Source organism: Halalkalicoccus sp. CG83, from assembly GCF_037081715.1.
Taxonomy (GTDB): Archaea; Halobacteriota; Halobacteria; order Halobacteriales; family Halalkalicoccaceae; genus Halalkalicoccus; species Halalkalicoccus ordinarius.
Map to the genome: position 1 here is coordinate 312,769 of NZ_JAZDDH010000002.1, position 15,350 is coordinate 328,118.

The 15,350-nt window shown below is 67.6% G+C and carries 16 protein-coding genes; 9 read left to right on the forward strand and 7 right to left on the reverse strand.

Features of this window, described 5'->3' with window-relative positions; genetic code table 11:
* Positions 1-8 precede the first annotated feature (8 nt).
* The 4 genes from V0Z78_RS15180 to V0Z78_RS15195 all read left to right on the forward strand — a co-directional run bounded on the left by V0Z78_RS15180 (position 9) and on the right by V0Z78_RS15195 (position 2,398).
* On the forward strand, positions 9-266 hold the full coding sequence (locus V0Z78_RS15180) for a DUF5789 family protein (protein ID WP_336345510.1): 258 nt from the start codon (positions 9-11) through the stop codon (positions 264-266).
* 41 nt (positions 267-307) lie between these two features.
* Positions 308-619: a transcription factor S gene (locus V0Z78_RS15185; protein ID WP_336345511.1), complete on the forward strand. Its 312-nt coding sequence runs from the start codon at positions 308-310 to the stop codon at positions 617-619.
* 52 nt (positions 620-671) lie between these two features.
* A complete protein-coding gene (locus tag V0Z78_RS15190; protein WP_336345512.1) occupies positions 672-1,058 on the forward strand; it encodes a hypothetical protein in 387 nt (128 codons plus the stop codon).
* 101 nt (positions 1,059-1,159) lie between these two features.
* Positions 1,160-2,398 (forward strand): potassium channel family protein, encoded by a 1,239-nt coding sequence (locus V0Z78_RS15195; RefSeq protein WP_336345513.1) that lies wholly within the window; start codon positions 1,160-1,162, stop codon positions 2,396-2,398.
* 76 nt (positions 2,399-2,474) lie between these two features.
* Here the strand turns inward: V0Z78_RS15195 and V0Z78_RS15200 are convergent, their stop codons facing one another.
* The gene (locus V0Z78_RS15200; RefSeq protein ID WP_336345514.1) at positions 2,475-3,986 is read right to left on the reverse strand and encodes a polysaccharide deacetylase family protein; all 1,512 of its coding nucleotides are present in this window, start codon (positions 3,984-3,986) and stop codon (positions 2,475-2,477) included.
* A 279-nt stretch (positions 3,987-4,265) separates the two neighbouring features.
* Here V0Z78_RS15200 and V0Z78_RS15205 point away from each other — a divergent pair, with 279 nt between their 5' ends.
* Positions 4,266-4,553 carry a HalOD1 output domain-containing protein gene (locus V0Z78_RS15205; protein WP_336345515.1) on the forward strand — a complete coding sequence of 96 codons (288 nt, stop codon included), beginning with the start codon at positions 4,266-4,268 and terminating at the stop codon, positions 4,551-4,553.
* Positions 4,554-4,667: 114 nt separating this feature from the next.
* Here V0Z78_RS15205 and V0Z78_RS15210 read toward each other — a convergent pair whose 3' ends face one another.
* The 4 genes from V0Z78_RS15210 to V0Z78_RS15225 are packed head-to-tail and all read right to left on the reverse strand — an operon-like array spanning position 4,668 to position 7,171.
* Positions 4,668-5,387, reverse strand: coding sequence for a methyltransferase domain-containing protein (locus tag V0Z78_RS15210; RefSeq protein WP_336345516.1), 720 nt, complete (start codon positions 5,385-5,387; stop codon positions 4,668-4,670).
* Positions 5,384-5,797 (reverse strand): nascent polypeptide-associated complex protein, encoded by a 414-nt coding sequence (locus V0Z78_RS15215; protein ID WP_336345517.1) that lies wholly within the window; start codon positions 5,795-5,797, stop codon positions 5,384-5,386. Before V0Z78_RS15215 ends, V0Z78_RS15210 begins: the two co-directional genes overlap by 4 nt.
* A gap of 46 nt (positions 5,798-5,843) precedes the next feature.
* Entirely contained in the window at positions 5,844-6,656 is an 813-nt protein-coding gene (locus tag V0Z78_RS15220) for a hypothetical protein (RefSeq protein ID WP_336345518.1), read from the reverse strand.
* A 50-nt stretch (positions 6,657-6,706) separates the two neighbouring features.
* Positions 6,707-7,171 (reverse strand): PUA domain-containing protein, encoded by a 465-nt coding sequence (locus tag V0Z78_RS15225; protein ID WP_336345519.1) that lies wholly within the window; start codon positions 7,169-7,171, stop codon positions 6,707-6,709.
* Between the two features lie 111 nt (positions 7,172-7,282).
* Here V0Z78_RS15225 and V0Z78_RS15230 point away from each other — a divergent pair, with 111 nt between their 5' ends.
* Positions 7,283-7,462 carry a hypothetical protein gene (locus V0Z78_RS15230; RefSeq protein ID WP_336345520.1) on the forward strand — a complete coding sequence of 60 codons (180 nt, stop codon included), beginning with the start codon at positions 7,283-7,285 and terminating at the stop codon, positions 7,460-7,462.
* Between the two features lie 571 nt (positions 7,463-8,033).
* Here the strand turns inward: V0Z78_RS15230 and V0Z78_RS15235 are convergent.
* Both V0Z78_RS15235 and V0Z78_RS15240 read right to left on the reverse strand, forming a co-directional pair.
* Complete coding sequence (locus V0Z78_RS15235; RefSeq protein ID WP_336345521.1) at positions 8,034-11,897, reverse strand: GAF domain-containing protein; 3,864 nt, start codon at positions 11,895-11,897, stop codon at positions 8,034-8,036.
* 98 nt (positions 11,898-11,995) lie between these two features.
* On the reverse strand, positions 11,996-12,493 hold the full coding sequence (locus tag V0Z78_RS15240; RefSeq protein ID WP_336345522.1) for a LabA-like NYN domain-containing protein: 498 nt from the start codon (positions 12,491-12,493) through the stop codon (positions 11,996-11,998).
* Between the two features lie 337 nt (positions 12,494-12,830).
* Here V0Z78_RS15240 and dapA point away from each other — a divergent pair, with 337 nt between their 5' ends.
* From dapA to V0Z78_RS15255, 3 genes are read left to right on the forward strand one after another with little or no spacing between them, the layout of a single operon-like run.
* The gene (dapA, locus tag V0Z78_RS15245; protein ID WP_336345523.1) at positions 12,831-13,748 is read left to right on the forward strand and encodes a 4-hydroxy-tetrahydrodipicolinate synthase; all 918 of its coding nucleotides are present in this window, start codon (positions 12,831-12,833) and stop codon (positions 13,746-13,748) included.
* A 29-nt stretch (positions 13,749-13,777) separates the two neighbouring features.
* Positions 13,778-14,515 carry a 4-hydroxy-tetrahydrodipicolinate reductase gene (dapB, locus tag V0Z78_RS15250; protein ID WP_409338752.1) on the forward strand — a complete coding sequence of 246 codons (738 nt, stop codon included), beginning with the start codon at positions 13,778-13,780 and terminating at the stop codon, positions 14,513-14,515.
* Positions 14,512-15,348, forward strand: coding sequence for a 2,3,4,5-tetrahydropyridine-2,6-dicarboxylate N-succinyltransferase (locus V0Z78_RS15255; RefSeq protein WP_336345525.1), 837 nt, complete (start codon positions 14,512-14,514; stop codon positions 15,346-15,348). The genes dapB and V0Z78_RS15255 overlap by 4 nt, the downstream gene beginning before the upstream one ends.
* Positions 15,349-15,350 lie beyond the last annotated feature (2 nt).

The following is a 15,350-nucleotide window of genomic DNA, read 5'->3' on the forward strand; positions in this document are numbered from 1 at the left end:
GAGGGGACGTGACACGAGAAGTCAAACTCAGCCGCGTCGACGAGGTGCTCGACGAGCTCTCCTACCCGATCCCGCGCGACGACGCCGCCATCGAGCTCGAGGACGTGACGCTGCTTCTGGCCGACGGCGAGGCGAACCTCGGCGAACTCGTCTCCGAGACCGGTAGCGACGCCTTCTCGTCGCAGGAGGACCTCCGAAGCGAGATCAACAACGTCCTGCCCCGCGAGGCGGTCGGCGAGCCCTACCAGTCCGAGGGGGAGGGCTAGCGGAACGGGGCGCTTAATTGGCTGGGTCGGGTAGCCGGAGCATGGAGTTCTGCGACGAATGCGGCTCGATGATGATGGCCGATAGCGGCGTCTGGGTCTGTAACGGCTGCGGACACGAACAGCCCAAGGGCGACAGCGCCTCGTATACGGTCACCGACGCCCAGGAGAAGAGCGAGGTCATCGAGTCGGGTGCTGAGAACAGCGGCCTGCCGACGACGAGCGCACAGTGTCCCGAGTGCGGCAACGATCGGGCCTACTGGTACATGCAGCAGATCCGGTCGGCCGACGAGAGCGAGACGCGATTCTTCGTCTGCACCGAGTGCGAGCACAAGTGGCGCGAGGACGACCACTGAGTTCACGGGGGCGCGAACGGCCCCGGCCGTTCGCGTCGACCCGCTACCCTCGATGCTCCCCGCGCTCGACGAGATGAACTACGACGAGCGATCGGCCGTCGAGGAGATCGAACGCGGACTCGAATCGTGTCACCGCGCTTACGGCGCACTCGTGGAGTTCCACCACGCGGCCGGCAGGGCGATAGAACACTTCGACGAGGCGGAAGGTCGCCTCCGCGAGGAGCACGACGACATCGCCGATCGTCCCGTGGAGGACGCCCTCCCCACGGGGGTCACCGCGGACGGCAAACCGACCCACGAGCTCGTCGCCGAGTTCGAGGACGACCTCCTGGCGGCGGTCGAGTCGACCGCCGACTCGACTTCGAGGAGCTTCGCCGACGAACGACGCTATCTGAGAGAGCGCGCCGAACGCGATCAGGGCGCCGATTCGAGCGAGTGATCGAGGAGGGTAGCCGGCGACGCGCTGGAGGAACGGAACGCTCGGAGGCTCCCGACGCGAGCCAAGGGAAGCGTTTTCACGCCGCCGATCGATTCTCCACCATGGGCCCGTTTAGCGGCGATCGCTCGTCGGCCACGGTCGAGTACGAGCCGGTGAGCGTCAAGGACCTGCTCATCGAGATGAAGGACACCGCAGAGCTCCTCATCGACCTCTCCTTCTCCGCGGTGCTGCTCAACAGCGAGGCGATCGCCAAGGAAGTGCTCCGTCTCGAGGAGAAGATGGACGTCCTCCGGCTCCGAGCCCGAATGAGCCTGCTGATGGCCTCGCGCAACCCCAGCGATGCCGAGGCGCTCGCACCCGTGTTGGGAATCGTCAGCGGCACGGAGAAGATCAGCGACGCGACCGGCGACATCGCGAAGGTCGTCCTCGAGGAGGTCGGCCTCCCCGAGGCGATGCGCACCGCGATCCCGGAGGCGGTCGAGACGCTCGTCCGGACGAGCGTCGTCGAGGGATCCGAGTACGCGGATCGCACGCTCGGCGAGATCAACCTCGAGTCCGAGACCGGGGTTCGGGTGATCGCCATCCGTCGTGGCGACGACTGGATCCTCAACCCGGATCCCTCGACCGAGCTCCGGATCGACGACGTGGTTCTGCTTCGCGGTCCCGATGCCGGGATCGCGGAGGTCTACGAGACGCTCAGCGACGAGCCGTACACCCCGGTGACCGTCGACGATACGGACGTACAGAGGTTTCAGCACCGCCCTGCAACGGCTTTCCTCGAACGCGCGGTCGACTCGATCGTACTGATGAGGAACCTGAGCGAACTCGCGGTCGACCTCTCCTACGGCGCGATCCTCTTCGACAACGCGGAACTGGCCGAGGAGGTCCACAACCTCGAGGTGGAGGTCGACGCGCTCCGCTCGCGGTTCGAGGCCTGGACGCTGCAGGCGGCTGCCGACGCGGACGATCCTATCGCGCTGCGCGGACTGCTCCATCTCGGGTTCAGCACCGAGGAGATCAGCGATGCGGCCCTCGAGATCAGCGAGGGAGTCCTCCGAGAGATCGACGTCCATCCCGTCGTCGAGCTCGCGGTCCAGGAGAGCGACGAGATCATCACCCGGGTCACCGTCAACGAGGGAAGCGCTCTCGACGGAACGTCGCTCGTCGAGGGCGTACCGGAGGAGGACGTGAGCATCAACGTGCTGGCCGTCAGACGGCCCGAGGAGGGATGGGTGCTCGTTCCCGGCGCCGATACCCGACTCCGGGCGGGCGACGTGCTGATCGCGAAGGGAACGCGAACGTCCGAGGAGACGTTCCGCGAGCTGGCGTCGGCCGCATAGCGATGCGACGGTGCCGGTGACGCGAGATGCGTCGACGTGATCGGTGTCCCCCGAGCGTCCGTGGCCCCGGCCGGGATCAGAGGTCGTCCTGGTTGTCGATCAGGTCGGAGGCGGTGACGAGCTGGGCGTCGCTCTGCTCGATGTAGTCGAGGAGCTCCTCGAGCTGTTCGACGGTCATGTCGGCGAGGGGGTCGTCCTCGATCTCGTCCTCGGGGACGACGCCGTGGGCCAGCCCGATCGCGAGCTGGTTGTGCTGGGCGGCCACGTCGATCATCGACGTGAACGCGTCGAGATCGAACATGTTGACCCGTGAGAGGTGCATCGGATCGGTGAACGGGACGGCGTTCGGCGTCCCGCCGAAGTAGGAGTTCAGTTCGTAGTACTCGCGAACGATGTCGACGACCTCCTGGTTGACGTTGTGGAACGGCACGAAGTGCGAGCGTGCGCCGTCGGGGAAGCCGCGGTTATCGAGGTACTCCTGATCGGACTGGAGCGCCTCGCGCGCCTCCTCGGGTTCCATCTCCGCGAGTCCCTGGCTGCGTTCGGACTGGGCGGAGACGTCCCAGCCGGCGTCGCGCATCTCGCGGAGCTGGTCGATGGTGAGTCGCGGGGGGCGATTGAGCGTCGGCGGGATCACGGCTGCGACCCCCTGCATGTCGCGTTCCTGAAAGAGGGGAAAGGCGTTCTCGTACTGGGATCGGACGTTGTCGTCGAAGACGAGCATCACGTAGCCCTGGCTCGCCTGCGGCGTCATCCGGAGGTCGTCGACCCAGAACCGGATGCCGTCTCCCTCCGCCTCCTCGCCGGTCTCGTTCTCCATCTGGAGGAGCGGTTCGGTCGTGAGCGTGAGCCCCTCGCTCCCGTTTCCGGTCTCGTTCCCCCCGGTTTCGTTCCCACCCTCGGCATCGCCCTCGTCGAACGCCGTCTCGGTCCCCTCTTCGGTCTCCTCCTCGCCCCCAGTGGCCGCATTCGGATCGTCGAGAGTGATCTGGATCTCCTGGACGTCGTCGAGGAACGGCTCGCCGCGCTGGCCGGTGTAGCCGACGTCCATCCGAAGCCACCCCTCGTACGGCGAGAGGATCGTCCGCGTACTCCAGACCTGGTCGGCCAGGCCCGGCGCGAGGATCCGAACCGTCACCCGCGCGGGCCGCGGGGTGGCGACGCGTACCGCAAGCGAGAGGTGTTGACCCTCCATGTTCAGACCGTCGGGGTACGACCGGGCGATGCCTGCACTCGCACCGTCGCCCTCGATCCGGACGGTTCGTGAACCAGTGAGGAACTCCTCCTCGTCGGCGACCATCTCCCCCTCGAGCGCGAACCACTCGTCGAGATCCCCATCGAAGTCGCTGACGAGTTCGCCGTGGGTGATCGCGGGTTGGACGACGCTCTCCCCGTTCCCGTCGCCGTCTCCCTCCCCCTCCGGTGCCGTCCCGTTTCCGTTCGAGTCGTTCTCGCCGCCGTCGTCTCCTCCACCGTTGGAGACCTGATCCGTACAGCCGGCCGCCATCGCTATCGACCCCGCCCCGAGCGTCGCGAGGAAGCGCCTCCGATTCGTTCGGTCGATCCCCGTAGGTGTTCCGTTTCTCATCGCTTCCAAGTAGTAACCTGTAAGACAAATACGTTATGCACGTCCCGAATCCCCCTCCCGCTCACGCCGGCGAGGCGTCGAATACGAGCGAATGCGGATCGACACGGACGCCGACATCTACGCGGAGTAGAGACGTTCGGCGTCGTGAGCGCCAGTACGATGCGATGAAGACGTATCATGAGACATTACGTATAATTCAATGAAAACTTACAAGTGATCCCAAGGGAAATCCCGGTAGCAGACCGAGACGAATCAGGAGAACGACAGGGGGGTGCTGAGATGACGTCGTGGCCGCGGGGGGAACCAGCGTGCCGGCTACCGTACGAGGAGGACGCCTCCTATGCGGTGATCGAGGCGATCGCGACCGTCACCGATCGATCGCCGACCGACATCGGCCCGTTGAGCGAGGCGATCGATCCAGAGGCGCTCGACGAGGTGTTCGCGTCGACGTTCGACGACCGCCCGCGAGCGGGCGGAACGATCTGTTTCCCGTTCGAGGGGCTGCTCGTGCTGGTCGATGCCGAGAACCGGGAGGTCTGCGCGTACGAGCGGGACGGTCGGCGGTGAATCGAGGATCGAATCGCCCTACACGTTCATAGTGGCGAGTCGGCCGGCGCCCGCCGGGAACGAACCGGGATGAATCGGCGGGAGGTCCCCATCGACGACTGAAGGTCCGTCGGCTCAGACGTTCCGCGCGAAGACGAGGTAGCCCGAGTGGCCCACGGGGCCCGTGCTCGGACGCGTCCCCCTGGCGTCGACGTCGAGTTCGCGTTGAATCGTCTCGACCGCGCGGACCTCGGAGAGGCGCTCGCGGGCTACCTGGACCACCTCGCGGGTGGCCTCGACGAACGGCGAGTAGACGGCGAGAAAACCCCCCTCGGACAGCAGACCGGGTGCGCGTTCGACCACCTTCGGGGCGTCCTCGGTGTCGAGGGTGAGGACGTCGAACCCGCTCGAGAGCGCGTCCAAGTCGTCGAGGACGTCGCCCGTGCGGACCTCGACCCGGTCGGTCACGCCGGCGAGCACCATGTTCTCGCGGGCGACGTCGGCGAACTCGGGGTCGCGCTCGTAGGTGAGCACGTCGACGCCGAGCCGGCCGAGATAGCCCGCGAGCACGCCGGTCCCGGTTCCGGCGTCGAGTACTCGATCACCGGCGGCGACGCCGGTCTCGCCGACGACCAGCCCGACGTCGCGCGGCAGCATCGGCGCGCCGGTGCGCTCGAAGTGGTCGAAGAGATCGGGGCCGCGGAGCCGGCGGACGCGGAACTCCTCGCCCAGATGCGTCGTGAGAACGTCGCCCGGTTCGGCGTCCCCGGGGATCTCGAGCACGCCGAGGTCGGTCTGGAGCTCCGTGCCCGGCTCACGGAGGTACTCGCGGTCGTCGTGGACCAGCAGTATCACTGCGGCTCGGATTCGAGCCGCTCGACCGCTGCCGCGAGGTCGCCGTCGGTCTCCTCGAGGGCCGCGCGGGCGTCCTCCTCGCCCGCGCCCGTGCGCATCGCGACGATCTCGACGTCGTCCGCGGGGATGTCCGCGTCCTCGATCGCGGCGTCGTCGCCGGCGTCATCGGCATCGCCGGCGTTGCCCGCGTCCGCGCCGCGGCGCTCGGGCTCGCCGACGATCTGGTAGGTCTGTTGGCCCTGAGCGTCCATTCGGGTGACGTCGGCGTCGGTGAAGACGAGCTCGTCGCCGTCGCCGGTGGTGATCACGACCTCGGTCGCGTCGAGCTCCTCGACGTCGATCCCCATCTGTTTCATCATCTGTTCCATCTTGCGCGGGTCGAGTCCGCCGCCGCCGCCTCCTCCGAACATACGCGGCGAGTCGGGTCGTGGGAGGAAAAGGGTACCGAACGCCCGCTCAGTCGATCATCATCTGCCGAACGGTGACTTCACCGTCGGTATCGACGCTCGCCGAAAGACCCCAGCAGTCGTTTTCGAACGCGTAGGTCTCAGAACCGCCGTTCTCGACCTCGATCGTGACGTCATACGTCCCACCGTTCACGATCACGTCTCTCACGCGCTCGACGTCGTTTGACTGCATCTCGAACGTCTCCTCGACGGTCGTCTCGACACAGCGATCGACCACCCGTAGTCCAACCGACTGCGCCCTCGCACCGTTGTCGATCCGGATCGACGCGCTGTCACCGGCGTAGCAGTCGTGTTGGGTATCGCCCGGTCCCGATAGGGGCGGGACGAGCCCGAACTCGACGGCATCGGATCCGATGGCGATCCCGTGTCGGTAACACGAGATCTCCTCCCAGGTCTCGCGCTTCGTCTCGTCGCCGATCGTAACCGTCGCCACGCGATCGCCGTCCGCCGGGAGCGCGCTGTACTCGACGACGCGCTCGCCGGATTCGAGATCGTATCGCTCCGCGAGGACGGGTGCTTCGGCCCCCTCGACCGTTATCTCGACGGCAGCCTCTAGCGGCTCTTCTCGCTCGTTCTCGATCGCGAGCGACGGCTCGGCCCCATCGAAACACGCTTCGGCGCCGCCCTCGGGGACGAGTTGCGAGGAGAGGGGTTCTGCCGCTGCCCCGCACGAACCGGACGGCTCGCCCTCCGGAGCTCCGCCCTCGCCGGACGACCCCTGTGACGACTCGCCACGGCCGAGACAGCCGGTCACGGACCCGACGCCGGCCACGACGCTCGAGAGGAGGGTCCGGCGATTCATAGCGTCCCTCTGAATCATCCCCACAAGTGCTTTCCGGCGGCCGGTCGGCCTCAGTCCCCGGCTCCCTCACGGGTCTTCACCGCCATCCCTGTCTCGAACTCGAGCATGGCGTCCGCGGGCAGTTCGGCGCGTCCGACCGCGAGCAGGGCTCCCTCCCGGTGAACGACACAGACCTCGTCGCCCGGTCGCACCGTCGGATCGGTCTCGCGGACGAACTTCGCGAAGGCGTTCTTCCCCTCGCGGACGAACGGCTCGGACTCGTCGCCGACGACGACCCGCACTGTGGGAGCGTCGAGCGCCTCGAGCAGCCGTCGTCCGCCCGAGAGGCCGAGCGTGAAGCGGCCGTCGGCGCCCAACGAGACGAGCCGGCCCTCGGGGGCGTGGACCTGTGTCGGCCGACCCGACGACGAGCGCTCGACGCGCAACTCGCCGGCGAACAGCGCGCTCCCGGCCCCGCGGCCGAACTGGTAGTCCGCGATCCGGCGCAGCCGGGGGGCGTCGTCAGGATCGGTCATCGGCGGGAGGTGGCGACCGCCGGCCAAGAAGCCATCGTCCTCCGGTCGCGCCCCTCGGTTGCGGCTCCGTTTGGTGAAACATATATACCGGGTTGTGCCTAGAGACGAGCAATGGCTTCGGATCAGACCAAACTCGTCGCGGGTGGCGCGCTGTTAGTCCTCAGTACGATTCTCCTCATCGCCGCCGGAATCGCCGACCTCGTCCCGATCGTGCTCGCGGGGATCGCCACGGCCGGTCTCGCGCTCGGCTCGCTGCTCATCGGTACCACGGGCAAAGGTCGTTCGGTTTGAACCACGGACGCGACGTAACTCGAACGACACCCTTCTGATCGGCGCCTCGCGGACCGTCTAGCGCGTCGATGCCGCCGCGAGGCGTCGGCTCTCGGCCGGAGAGGACCACCTCCGTCGGCGTCGGTAGTTTCCCGGCGTCGACGAGGGTCGGCCCTCATGAGCGTGCCGCCCCGTTTGAAGGAATCCGACGTCGGAGGCTGTCCGAGCGTACGAACGCGGGCCGGCGGCTGACGGACGGCTCCGTTCTGGCCTCGGGCGACGAACGTAATCGATTCCCCCACCCTAGTCTTATTGTTCCCGCCGACACACGGAACACGTGCCTTCTCGCAAGGCACTTCACGCCCCGAGGAGGGGGTAGAACTCCTCCTCGAGGCGGTCGAGTCAGAGGCACCCACGGGATGCCCCTGCTCCGGACGTCCCGGAGCGGCTCCGACGAGGTCGTGTGACCGCGGGCGTAGGGAGCTCATCCATCTCTCCTCTTCCCGTCCGAGCCGCGGTTACCGATTGAAACGCGACCACCAAACCCGTTGATCCTCAACTGTACGGTTCGTATCGATCCCGCCCTCACTACCTAGGATCGTGGATGCGTGCGACCGTCGCGGTCTGGGGCTCCGGGCGGGTCGTCCTCGAACAGGATCCCGTAGAGCTTCCGTTGGGCCGCTCGGAGGTGCTCCGTGAACGTCGGCTGGGCGACGTCCAACGACGCGGCGACCTCCCGGCCCGTGCTGACCCGCGGCGATTCGAAGAAGCCGCTGAAGTACGCCGTTCGCAGCGCCGCAAGCTGTTTCTCGGTCAGACGCTCCTCGTAGATCGTCCGGAACGTCCCGCGCGTCTCGATCGAGCGATCCCGAGCGTGGCGGGCCAGCAGCTCTACGCCCGAGACGTCTCGCTGTAGCCGCTCGACGAACTCGCGGACGTTCGCGGCGTGGGGGACGTCGACGACGGCGGTCGCCTCCCCGTCCTCGATCGCGAGCGATCGCACGACCGCGTTCCGTTCGACGATCCGCGCGACGAGCGTCCGCTCGGTCGAGCGTGCCCTGAACAGGGTCTCGTCGGCCCGGTCGGTGATGGGACGCAGCTCCGCTATCGCGTTCGAACGCTCGCCGGCGGCGCGGAGTTCCTCGGTCGGGGGACCGCTCGCGGTGAAGAAGACGTCGGGTTCGCGATCCGCTTGATGGACGAACCCCTCGAACTCGATCGTGGCCCCCGTCTCGCGTGCGAGACGACACAGGGGCGTGTTCGACTTCCGGGCGCCGAGCGTGAGTTCGACGACGCGGTCGGTGTGGAGCGTCTCCACGGCGTCGATGGCGTGGGCGATCGTCCGGCCGAGCTCCGAGAGCACGGCGTGATCGCGCTCGTCTGGCCGTGGACGGTCGGGATAGACGGTCAACACGCCGTGGAGCGATCCGTCGTAGACGAGTGGGACGGCGATACACGAGCGCGCACCCCGTTCGAGGGTAGCCCCCCGCAGCGGGCCGAAGCGCGTCTCGGTGGCGACGTCGGGTATCACCTGCGTCTCCCGCGTGCGCGCCGCGGCGGCGACGGGGTTGCGATCGGCCGTGTCGCCGTCGATCGGGATCGCGAGTTCGTCCACGAAGCCGCCGTCGATCCCCGTCCATTCGCGCGGTCGGATCGTCTCGCTGGCGGGATCGCGTTCGCCGATCCACGCGAACGCGTAACGGTCCGACTCGGCCAGGCGATCACAGACCGCACGGTCGATCGACGCGACGCTGTCGGCCTCCACCAGCGCCTCGTCGATCCTCCGGATGAGGCCGTTGAGCCGGTCGAGACGCGCGAGCTCCTCGTTCTGTCGCGCCAGCCGCTGCTCGCTCGTCGCTCGATCCCACGCCGTCTCGAGGGTCGCCGCGAGCGTCTCGACGAGATCGACCCTTCGTTCGTCGAACGCCCCCCTACGAGTGGAGCCCGCACAGAGGACGCCGTATTCGCCGAGCGGAACCAGGACGCGGCTCCGAAGTGGCGACGCCGGTTCCGTCGACGTGCGCTCGCCCTCACCCTCGTTCTCGGGCGCGGTTTCGTGGCTCCGAACGTCGTTTTCGACGAGGATCTCGTCGTCGATGAACGCCTGCCAGGCCCGGTCGGGGGTACCGATCGTCTCGTCACGATCCTGATCGGCGTGGCGTCGGAACTCGCCGGTGGCCCCGTCGTAGCACCACAGGGCGGCGTAGTCGACGTCGAGTACGGTCCCCGTGAGCTCGGCCGCTCGATCGCTTATCTCGTCCGTGCTCGCTTCCATCAGCCCGCGGCTCGCGTCGGTGAGACGCTCGAGCGCCTCGTTCGTCCGTTTCAGGGCCTCCTCCGCGCGCTTTCGCTCGGTGATATCGGAGATCGCGCCGTACATGCGGAGCGCCTCGCCGTCCTCGTCGCATCTGACCTCACCCCGAAGCACCAGCCACATCACGTCGCCGTCGGCGTTCCGGACGCGATACTCCGTGTCGAGTTCCCCCGCTCGCTCGACCGCCCGCTCGACCCGTTCTCTCAGCCGCTCGCAGTCGTCCTCGTGAACTCGCCCGAAGAGTTCCTCGATCGATACGCCCGTCGCGATCGTCTCCGGATCCATGCCGTACGACTCCGCGACGTATTCGTCCACGGTCACGACGTCCTCCCGGACGTTCCACGTCCAGAGCCCGACCGAGCCAGCGCTCGTGGCCGCCCGTAGCTGGTCGTGCGTCTCTTCGAGCGCCCGCGTTCGCTGCTTTCTGTCGGTGATGTCACGAAAGACCACGCCGACCCGCCGGTTCGTCGGATCGCCGACCCGAAACGCGTGCAGTTCGAGGATCCGTCCCTGGCTCACGAGTTCGCGCTCGAATCGCTTCGTTTCCCCGGTCTGCGCGACGGTATCGTAGATCTCGATCCAGTCCGAAGCCTCCTCCGGGATCACGTCTCCGATCGTCTTCCCGACCACGTCACCGATGCCGGTGTGGTCCTCGAACGCGGGGTTCGCTTCCACGTAGCGGAAGTCAACGGGTTCGTCCGGATCGGCGTCGACCCTCTCGATGACGCAGAAGCCCTCGGTCATCGACTCGAACAGTTCTCGGTAGCGCTCCTCGCTCTCGCGCAGGGCCTCCTCGGACTGTCGGTTGTTGATGAGGTCGGTGGCTTGGCGCGCGAGCACGTCCAGGAGGCGCAGATCGCGCTCGGAGGGTTCGTGTGGAGTTTTCCAGTGTGTAGAGAGCATGCCGATGACCTCCCCGCTGCGGGAGACGAGCGGCGTGCTCTGGACCGCACGAATGCCGGTTTCGAGGAGCGTTTCACGGTCCTCCGTGCCGGCCATGAACTCGCAGGTCTCGACGTCCGATACGACGACTCGTCGGTCGGTTTCCAAGGCCACGCTACACGGCCCGTTCGATTCGGGAGTCACCCGTTCCCACAGCGGCGTGGTCTCCTCGAATCCGGCGTCGGCCAAGAGCCGGAGGCCGCCCTGGTCGGAGTCACGGAGCTGGAGCCGTGCGAAGTCCGCGTCCATAACGGTGACTACGGCGTCGAGGATCTCGTCGTAGAGGGCGTCGACGTCCTCTTCCTGGATCAACCGGGTGCTGATCTCCTGTAACTCCCGTGTGGCGGCCAGTTCGGCCGTGAGTTTCCGCTCGCGCTCGCGTACTTCGGTATACGCCCGCTCTTTCGCCCGGTGGAGCTGCCGTCCGCGGAGGATGATGTCCGTCGTGAGCCGTGATTCGCCGATCGCCCGGTCCTGTAACGGGTCTCCCTCGTCATCCGCTTGCATCTGTTCGACGACCGGCGTCACGTCCTCGACGCGGTGAACGATGTAGTCGATCTCGCCCGTAGCGCTGAAGACGGGCGAGTTGCTCGGGCTCCACCACCGATCCACGAACTCCCCCTCGTCGGAGTCGCGATCCGGTATCGGGTAGTGCGTCACCGGCATCGCGTCGGCCTCCCCCTCAGTCTTCACCCGCTCGAGCGACGTCCGTAATCGGGGGGCGCCCTTGGGATCCGGATCGTCGGGATCGGTGGGGAAGACCTCGAAGAGCGTCCTTCCCAGGATCTCGTCCCGCTCGGTCATCGTCGCGTCCAGGTACGCGTCGTTCACGGCCACGATCTCGTACTCGTCGGGCTCGACGATGAGATAGCAACCGGGGACGTTGTCGAACAGCTGGCGGAAGGTCGATTCGCTGGCCCGGGCTTCGGCCTCCCGACGTTCGCCTTCACTCGTCCAGTCGGCGTCCCCGTCCGCATCGTGAAGGGGCTCGGTCGGCGGCCGCCACCACACCCGGCCGCGCGCGCCGACCTTCTTGGTCTCGAGCGCGCCGTCGTCGACGAGCGTGTCGAGCTTGTTGTAGATCGTTCGAGGCGTGCAGTCGAACTCGGCGGCGACCTCCGGCGTCGTGAGCGGCGTTCCGGGCGGGTCGATCCCGTAGAACACCTCGAGGACGGCCGAGGGAGACGGCGCTGAACTCATGACCCTAGGTGAGGAGGGGGGACGAAAAAGATTCCGTCAATGGAAACGCTCGCGTCGGCGGCTGGGGTCGATCTCGATCGACCGTGACCGCCGTTTGCCTACAGCAGAAACGTCTCCTCGCGCTCGGAGAGGTCGACGAACGCGTCGGTCGCCTCGCGCAGCTCCTCGGCCGTGGACTGCCCGAACGCCATCACCTCGACGCGGACGCCCTCGTGGCGGAGATGCGAACAGAGCCGGGAGAAGTCGCCGTCACCCGTACAGAGGACGATCGTATCGACGTGGGAGGCGAGCGTCACGGCGTCGAGGCTCATCCCGACGTCCCAGTCGGCCTTCTTCGAGCCGTCGCCGAACGTCTTGATGTCCTTGATCTTCGTCTCGAATCCGATGTCCGCCAGCGCGTTGAAGAAGCTCTCCTCGTCGGGCGACTGCGCGCGGATCACGTAGGCGATCGCGCGCGTGAGCGATCGTCCCTGGACTGCCTTCTCGAGCAGCGAGGAGTAGTCGATGTTTCGGGAGTAGACGCTGTGTGAGGAGTGATAGAGGTTCTGTGCGTCGACCAGAACGGCGACGCGTTGGTCCTGGTGGATCTCGGTCATACCCCCACGTGTGAAGCCGGTGCGGTAAAACGGTTCGTTTATATTATCCTTCCGAACGGTTCCGTTCCGCCTGCGAGCGGGTCGTCGAGCCGCTGGTGCCGTCGAGTTCGACCAGGGCCGGCAGCGTTCGCCCGAGGCACAAGGGCTAAGTGGAACGACGGTGCTGATTGGGGTATGACGCGACCGGCACGTTCGACGCTCGCCCGGAGCAGCGTGCCGTTCGGCGCTCTTCTGAAAAAACGCGCACGATGAGGGCTCCCGGCGAGCGTGGCGACCTCGTCCGGGGCCCGTTCCGAGCCAGTGCGCGCAGACCGACCATCCAGATCCACCGAAACCAATGACAGCGTACGACCCCTACCACGGCGTCTTCCCCGCGATGGCGACGCCGTTCGAACCCGACGGAAGCATCGACTTCGACCAGCTCGCGGACGACACGCGGCGCCTCGAACGCGCCGGCGTCGACGGGCTCGTTCCCGTCGGCTCGACGGGCGAGAGCGCGACGCTCACCCACGACGAACACGTCGAGGTCGTCGAGTGCGTCGTCGAGGCCGCAGAGGACGTGCCCGTCATCGCGGGCAGCGGCTCGAACAACACCGCCGAGGCGATCGAGCTCTCCGAGCGATCGGCCGAGGCTGGCGCGGACGGCCTGCTTTTGATCTCGCCGTACTACAACCGTCCCGAGCCCGCGGGGATGGAGGCCCACTACCGCGCGACCGCCGACGCGGTCGACCTCCCACAGATCATCTACAACGTTCCCGGGCGCACGGGCCGGGACATCGCCGTCGAGACCGCGGTCTCGTTGGCCGAACACGAGAACGTCGTCGGCTACAAGGCCGCCAGCGGCGACCTCGGGCGGATCAGCGAGGTGATCGAGCGAACCCGCGAGGAGTCGTTCACCGTCCTCTCGGGCGACGACGGACTCACCCTGCCGACGCTCTCGGTCGGCGGGACGGGCGCGATCAGCGTCGCCGCGAACGTCGAACCCGAGCGGACCTGTGCGATGGTCGAGGCCGCCCTCGGGAACGACTACGAGCGCGCCCGCGAGCTCCACCACGACCTCGGCCCGCTCGTTCGCGCGCTGTTCGTCGAGTCCAATCCCATCCCCGTCAAGGAAGCGCTCTCGATCCGCGGCCACGGTGGGCCCCACCTGCGCTCGCCGCTCTCGCGGCTCTCCGAGGAGCACCGCGACGAGTTGGAGCGGATCCTCTCGGACCTCGAGGAGGAGCCGACACCCGAGGTCGGGGCCGAAGCGTGAGGCTCGCGGTCACCGGCGCCACGGGTCGAATGGGTCGGGAGGTGCTCTCGGCGGCCCGCGAGCGCGAGGGCTGTGAGATCGTTCTCGCGGTCAGTGACAGCAGTCGCGGCGAGTTCGACGGCGTCGAAATAGAGCCGGCGAGCGAGTTCGGAGCGCTGCTCGAGGCGCGCGAGCCCGAGGTCGCCATCGACTTCACCGTCCCCGAGGCGAGCGTCGACTACGTCGAGGCCTGCGCCGAGGCGGGCGTCCCCGCGGTCGTCGGTACGACCGGGTTCGACGACGCGGATCTCGCCGCGCTCCGCGACGCCAGTACGCGAGTACCCGTACTGAAGGCCGCCAACTTCGCGCGCGGCGTCCAGGGGCTCCTGAGCGTGGTACGGGCGGCCGTCGAGGCGCTTCCGGGCTACGACGTCGAGGTGACCGAGACCCATCACAACGGCAAGCTCGACGCCCCGAGCGGCACCGCCAGGAGCGTCCTCGACGCGATCGAGGAGAGACGAGACGAAGCGGGCGGGCACGTCCACGGCCGCGAGGGCGAGGCACCTCGTGAGCCGGGCGAGATCGGCGTCCACGCCCGCCGGGCCGGCGATATAACCGGCGAACACGAGGTGCTGCTCGCGGACAACCACGAGGAGCTTCGACTGACGCATCGCGCCGAGAGCCGCGGGGTGTTCGCCGCGGGCGCGCTCGACGCCGCCGACTGGCTCGCGGGGCGCTCGCCGGGATGGTACGACTTTTCCGACGTGCTCGCGGATGGCTCCACATGACACAGCTCGAAGGGGAGATCTCCGATCTCTGGGAACGCTACGACGCGGGCGAGATCGACGCCGCGAACGCGAGCGACGGCCACCTCGCTACCCTTGACGCCTTCCTCGACGCACTCGAGGGCGGCGAGGTGCGGGCGGCCGAGAAGCGCTCGGGAGAGTGGAGGGCAAACGCCTGGGTGAAGCGAGGCATCCTGCTCAACTTCGGCCTGCGCGAGACCCGTCCTCGTACCTACGGCGACGTCACCTACCACGACGTGCTCCCGCTTCGCGAGACGAGCGATCTCGGCGAGCGCGGCACCCGAAACACGCCCGACGGGACGGTGATCCGCCGGGGCGCCCACGTCGGTGGCGACGCGATTCTGATGAGCCCCGCGTTCGTCAACGTCGGCGCCCACGTCGGGAGCGGAACGCTCGTCGACTCCTGTGACACCGTCGGCTCGTGTGCACAGATCGGCTCGGACGTGAAACTCGGCGCGAACACGCTGATCGGCGGCGTCCTCGAGCCCGTCGAGAGCGCGCCGGTCGTCGTCGAGGACGGCGTTTCCCTCGGCGCGGGCTGTCGCGTGACGAGCGGGTTCGTCGTCGGCGAGGACTCGATCGTCGGCGAGAACACGCTGCTCACCCCTCGGATTCCGATCTACGACCTCGTCGAGGAGGAGGTCGTCTACGGCGAGCTCCCGCCGGAACGTCGCGCGTTCACCCGGTACGTCGAGTCCGACCTGGGCGATCACGAACTGTTCGAGGGCGGGGCGTACAAGCCCGCAGTCGTCGCCCTCGACGTCGAGAGCGAGACGCTCGACGCGACGCGCCGGGAGGCGGCGCTGCGGGAGTGACG

What these genes read in the sequence shown, in the direction of transcription:
- V0Z78_RS15185 (WP_336345511.1), top strand. Translation starts at nt 308, where the DNA reads ATGGAGTTCTGCGACGAATGCGGCTCGATGATGATGGCCGATAGCGGC.
- V0Z78_RS15190 (WP_336345512.1), top strand. Translation starts at nt 672, where the DNA reads ATGCTCCCCGCGCTCGACGAGATGAACTACGACGAGCGATCGGCCGTC.
- V0Z78_RS15195 (WP_336345513.1), top strand. Translation starts at nt 1,160, where the DNA reads ATGGGCCCGTTTAGCGGCGATCGCTCGTCGGCCACGGTCGAGTACGAG.
- V0Z78_RS15200 (WP_336345514.1), bottom strand. Translation starts at nt 3,986, where the DNA reads ATGAGAAACGGAACACCTACGGGGATCGACCGAACGAATCGGAGGCGC.
- V0Z78_RS15205 (WP_336345515.1), top strand. Translation starts at nt 4,266, where the DNA reads ATGACGTCGTGGCCGCGGGGGGAACCAGCGTGCCGGCTACCGTACGAG.
- V0Z78_RS15215 (WP_336345517.1), bottom strand. Translation starts at nt 5,797, where the DNA reads ATGTTCGGAGGAGGCGGCGGCGGCGGACTCGACCCGCGCAAGATGGAA.
- V0Z78_RS15220 (WP_336345518.1), bottom strand. Translation starts at nt 6,656, where the DNA reads ATGAATCGCCGGACCCTCCTCTCGAGCGTCGTGGCCGGCGTCGGGTCC.
- V0Z78_RS15225 (WP_336345519.1), bottom strand. Translation starts at nt 7,171, where the DNA reads ATGACCGATCCTGACGACGCCCCCCGGCTGCGCCGGATCGCGGACTAC.
- V0Z78_RS15230 (WP_336345520.1), top strand. Translation starts at nt 7,283, where the DNA reads ATGGCTTCGGATCAGACCAAACTCGTCGCGGGTGGCGCGCTGTTAGTC.
- V0Z78_RS15235 (WP_336345521.1), bottom strand. Translation starts at nt 11,897, where the DNA reads ATGAGTTCAGCGCCGTCTCCCTCGGCCGTCCTCGAGGTGTTCTACGGG.
- V0Z78_RS15240 (WP_336345522.1), bottom strand. Translation starts at nt 12,493, where the DNA reads ATGACCGAGATCCACCAGGACCAACGCGTCGCCGTTCTGGTCGACGCA.
- dapA (WP_336345523.1), top strand. Translation starts at nt 12,831, where the DNA reads ATGACAGCGTACGACCCCTACCACGGCGTCTTCCCCGCGATGGCGACG.
- dapB (WP_409338752.1), top strand. Translation starts at nt 13,778, where the DNA reads ATGGGTCGGGAGGTGCTCTCGGCGGCCCGCGAGCGCGAGGGCTGTGAG.
- V0Z78_RS15255 (WP_336345525.1), top strand. Translation starts at nt 14,512, where the DNA reads ATGACACAGCTCGAAGGGGAGATCTCCGATCTCTGGGAACGCTACGAC.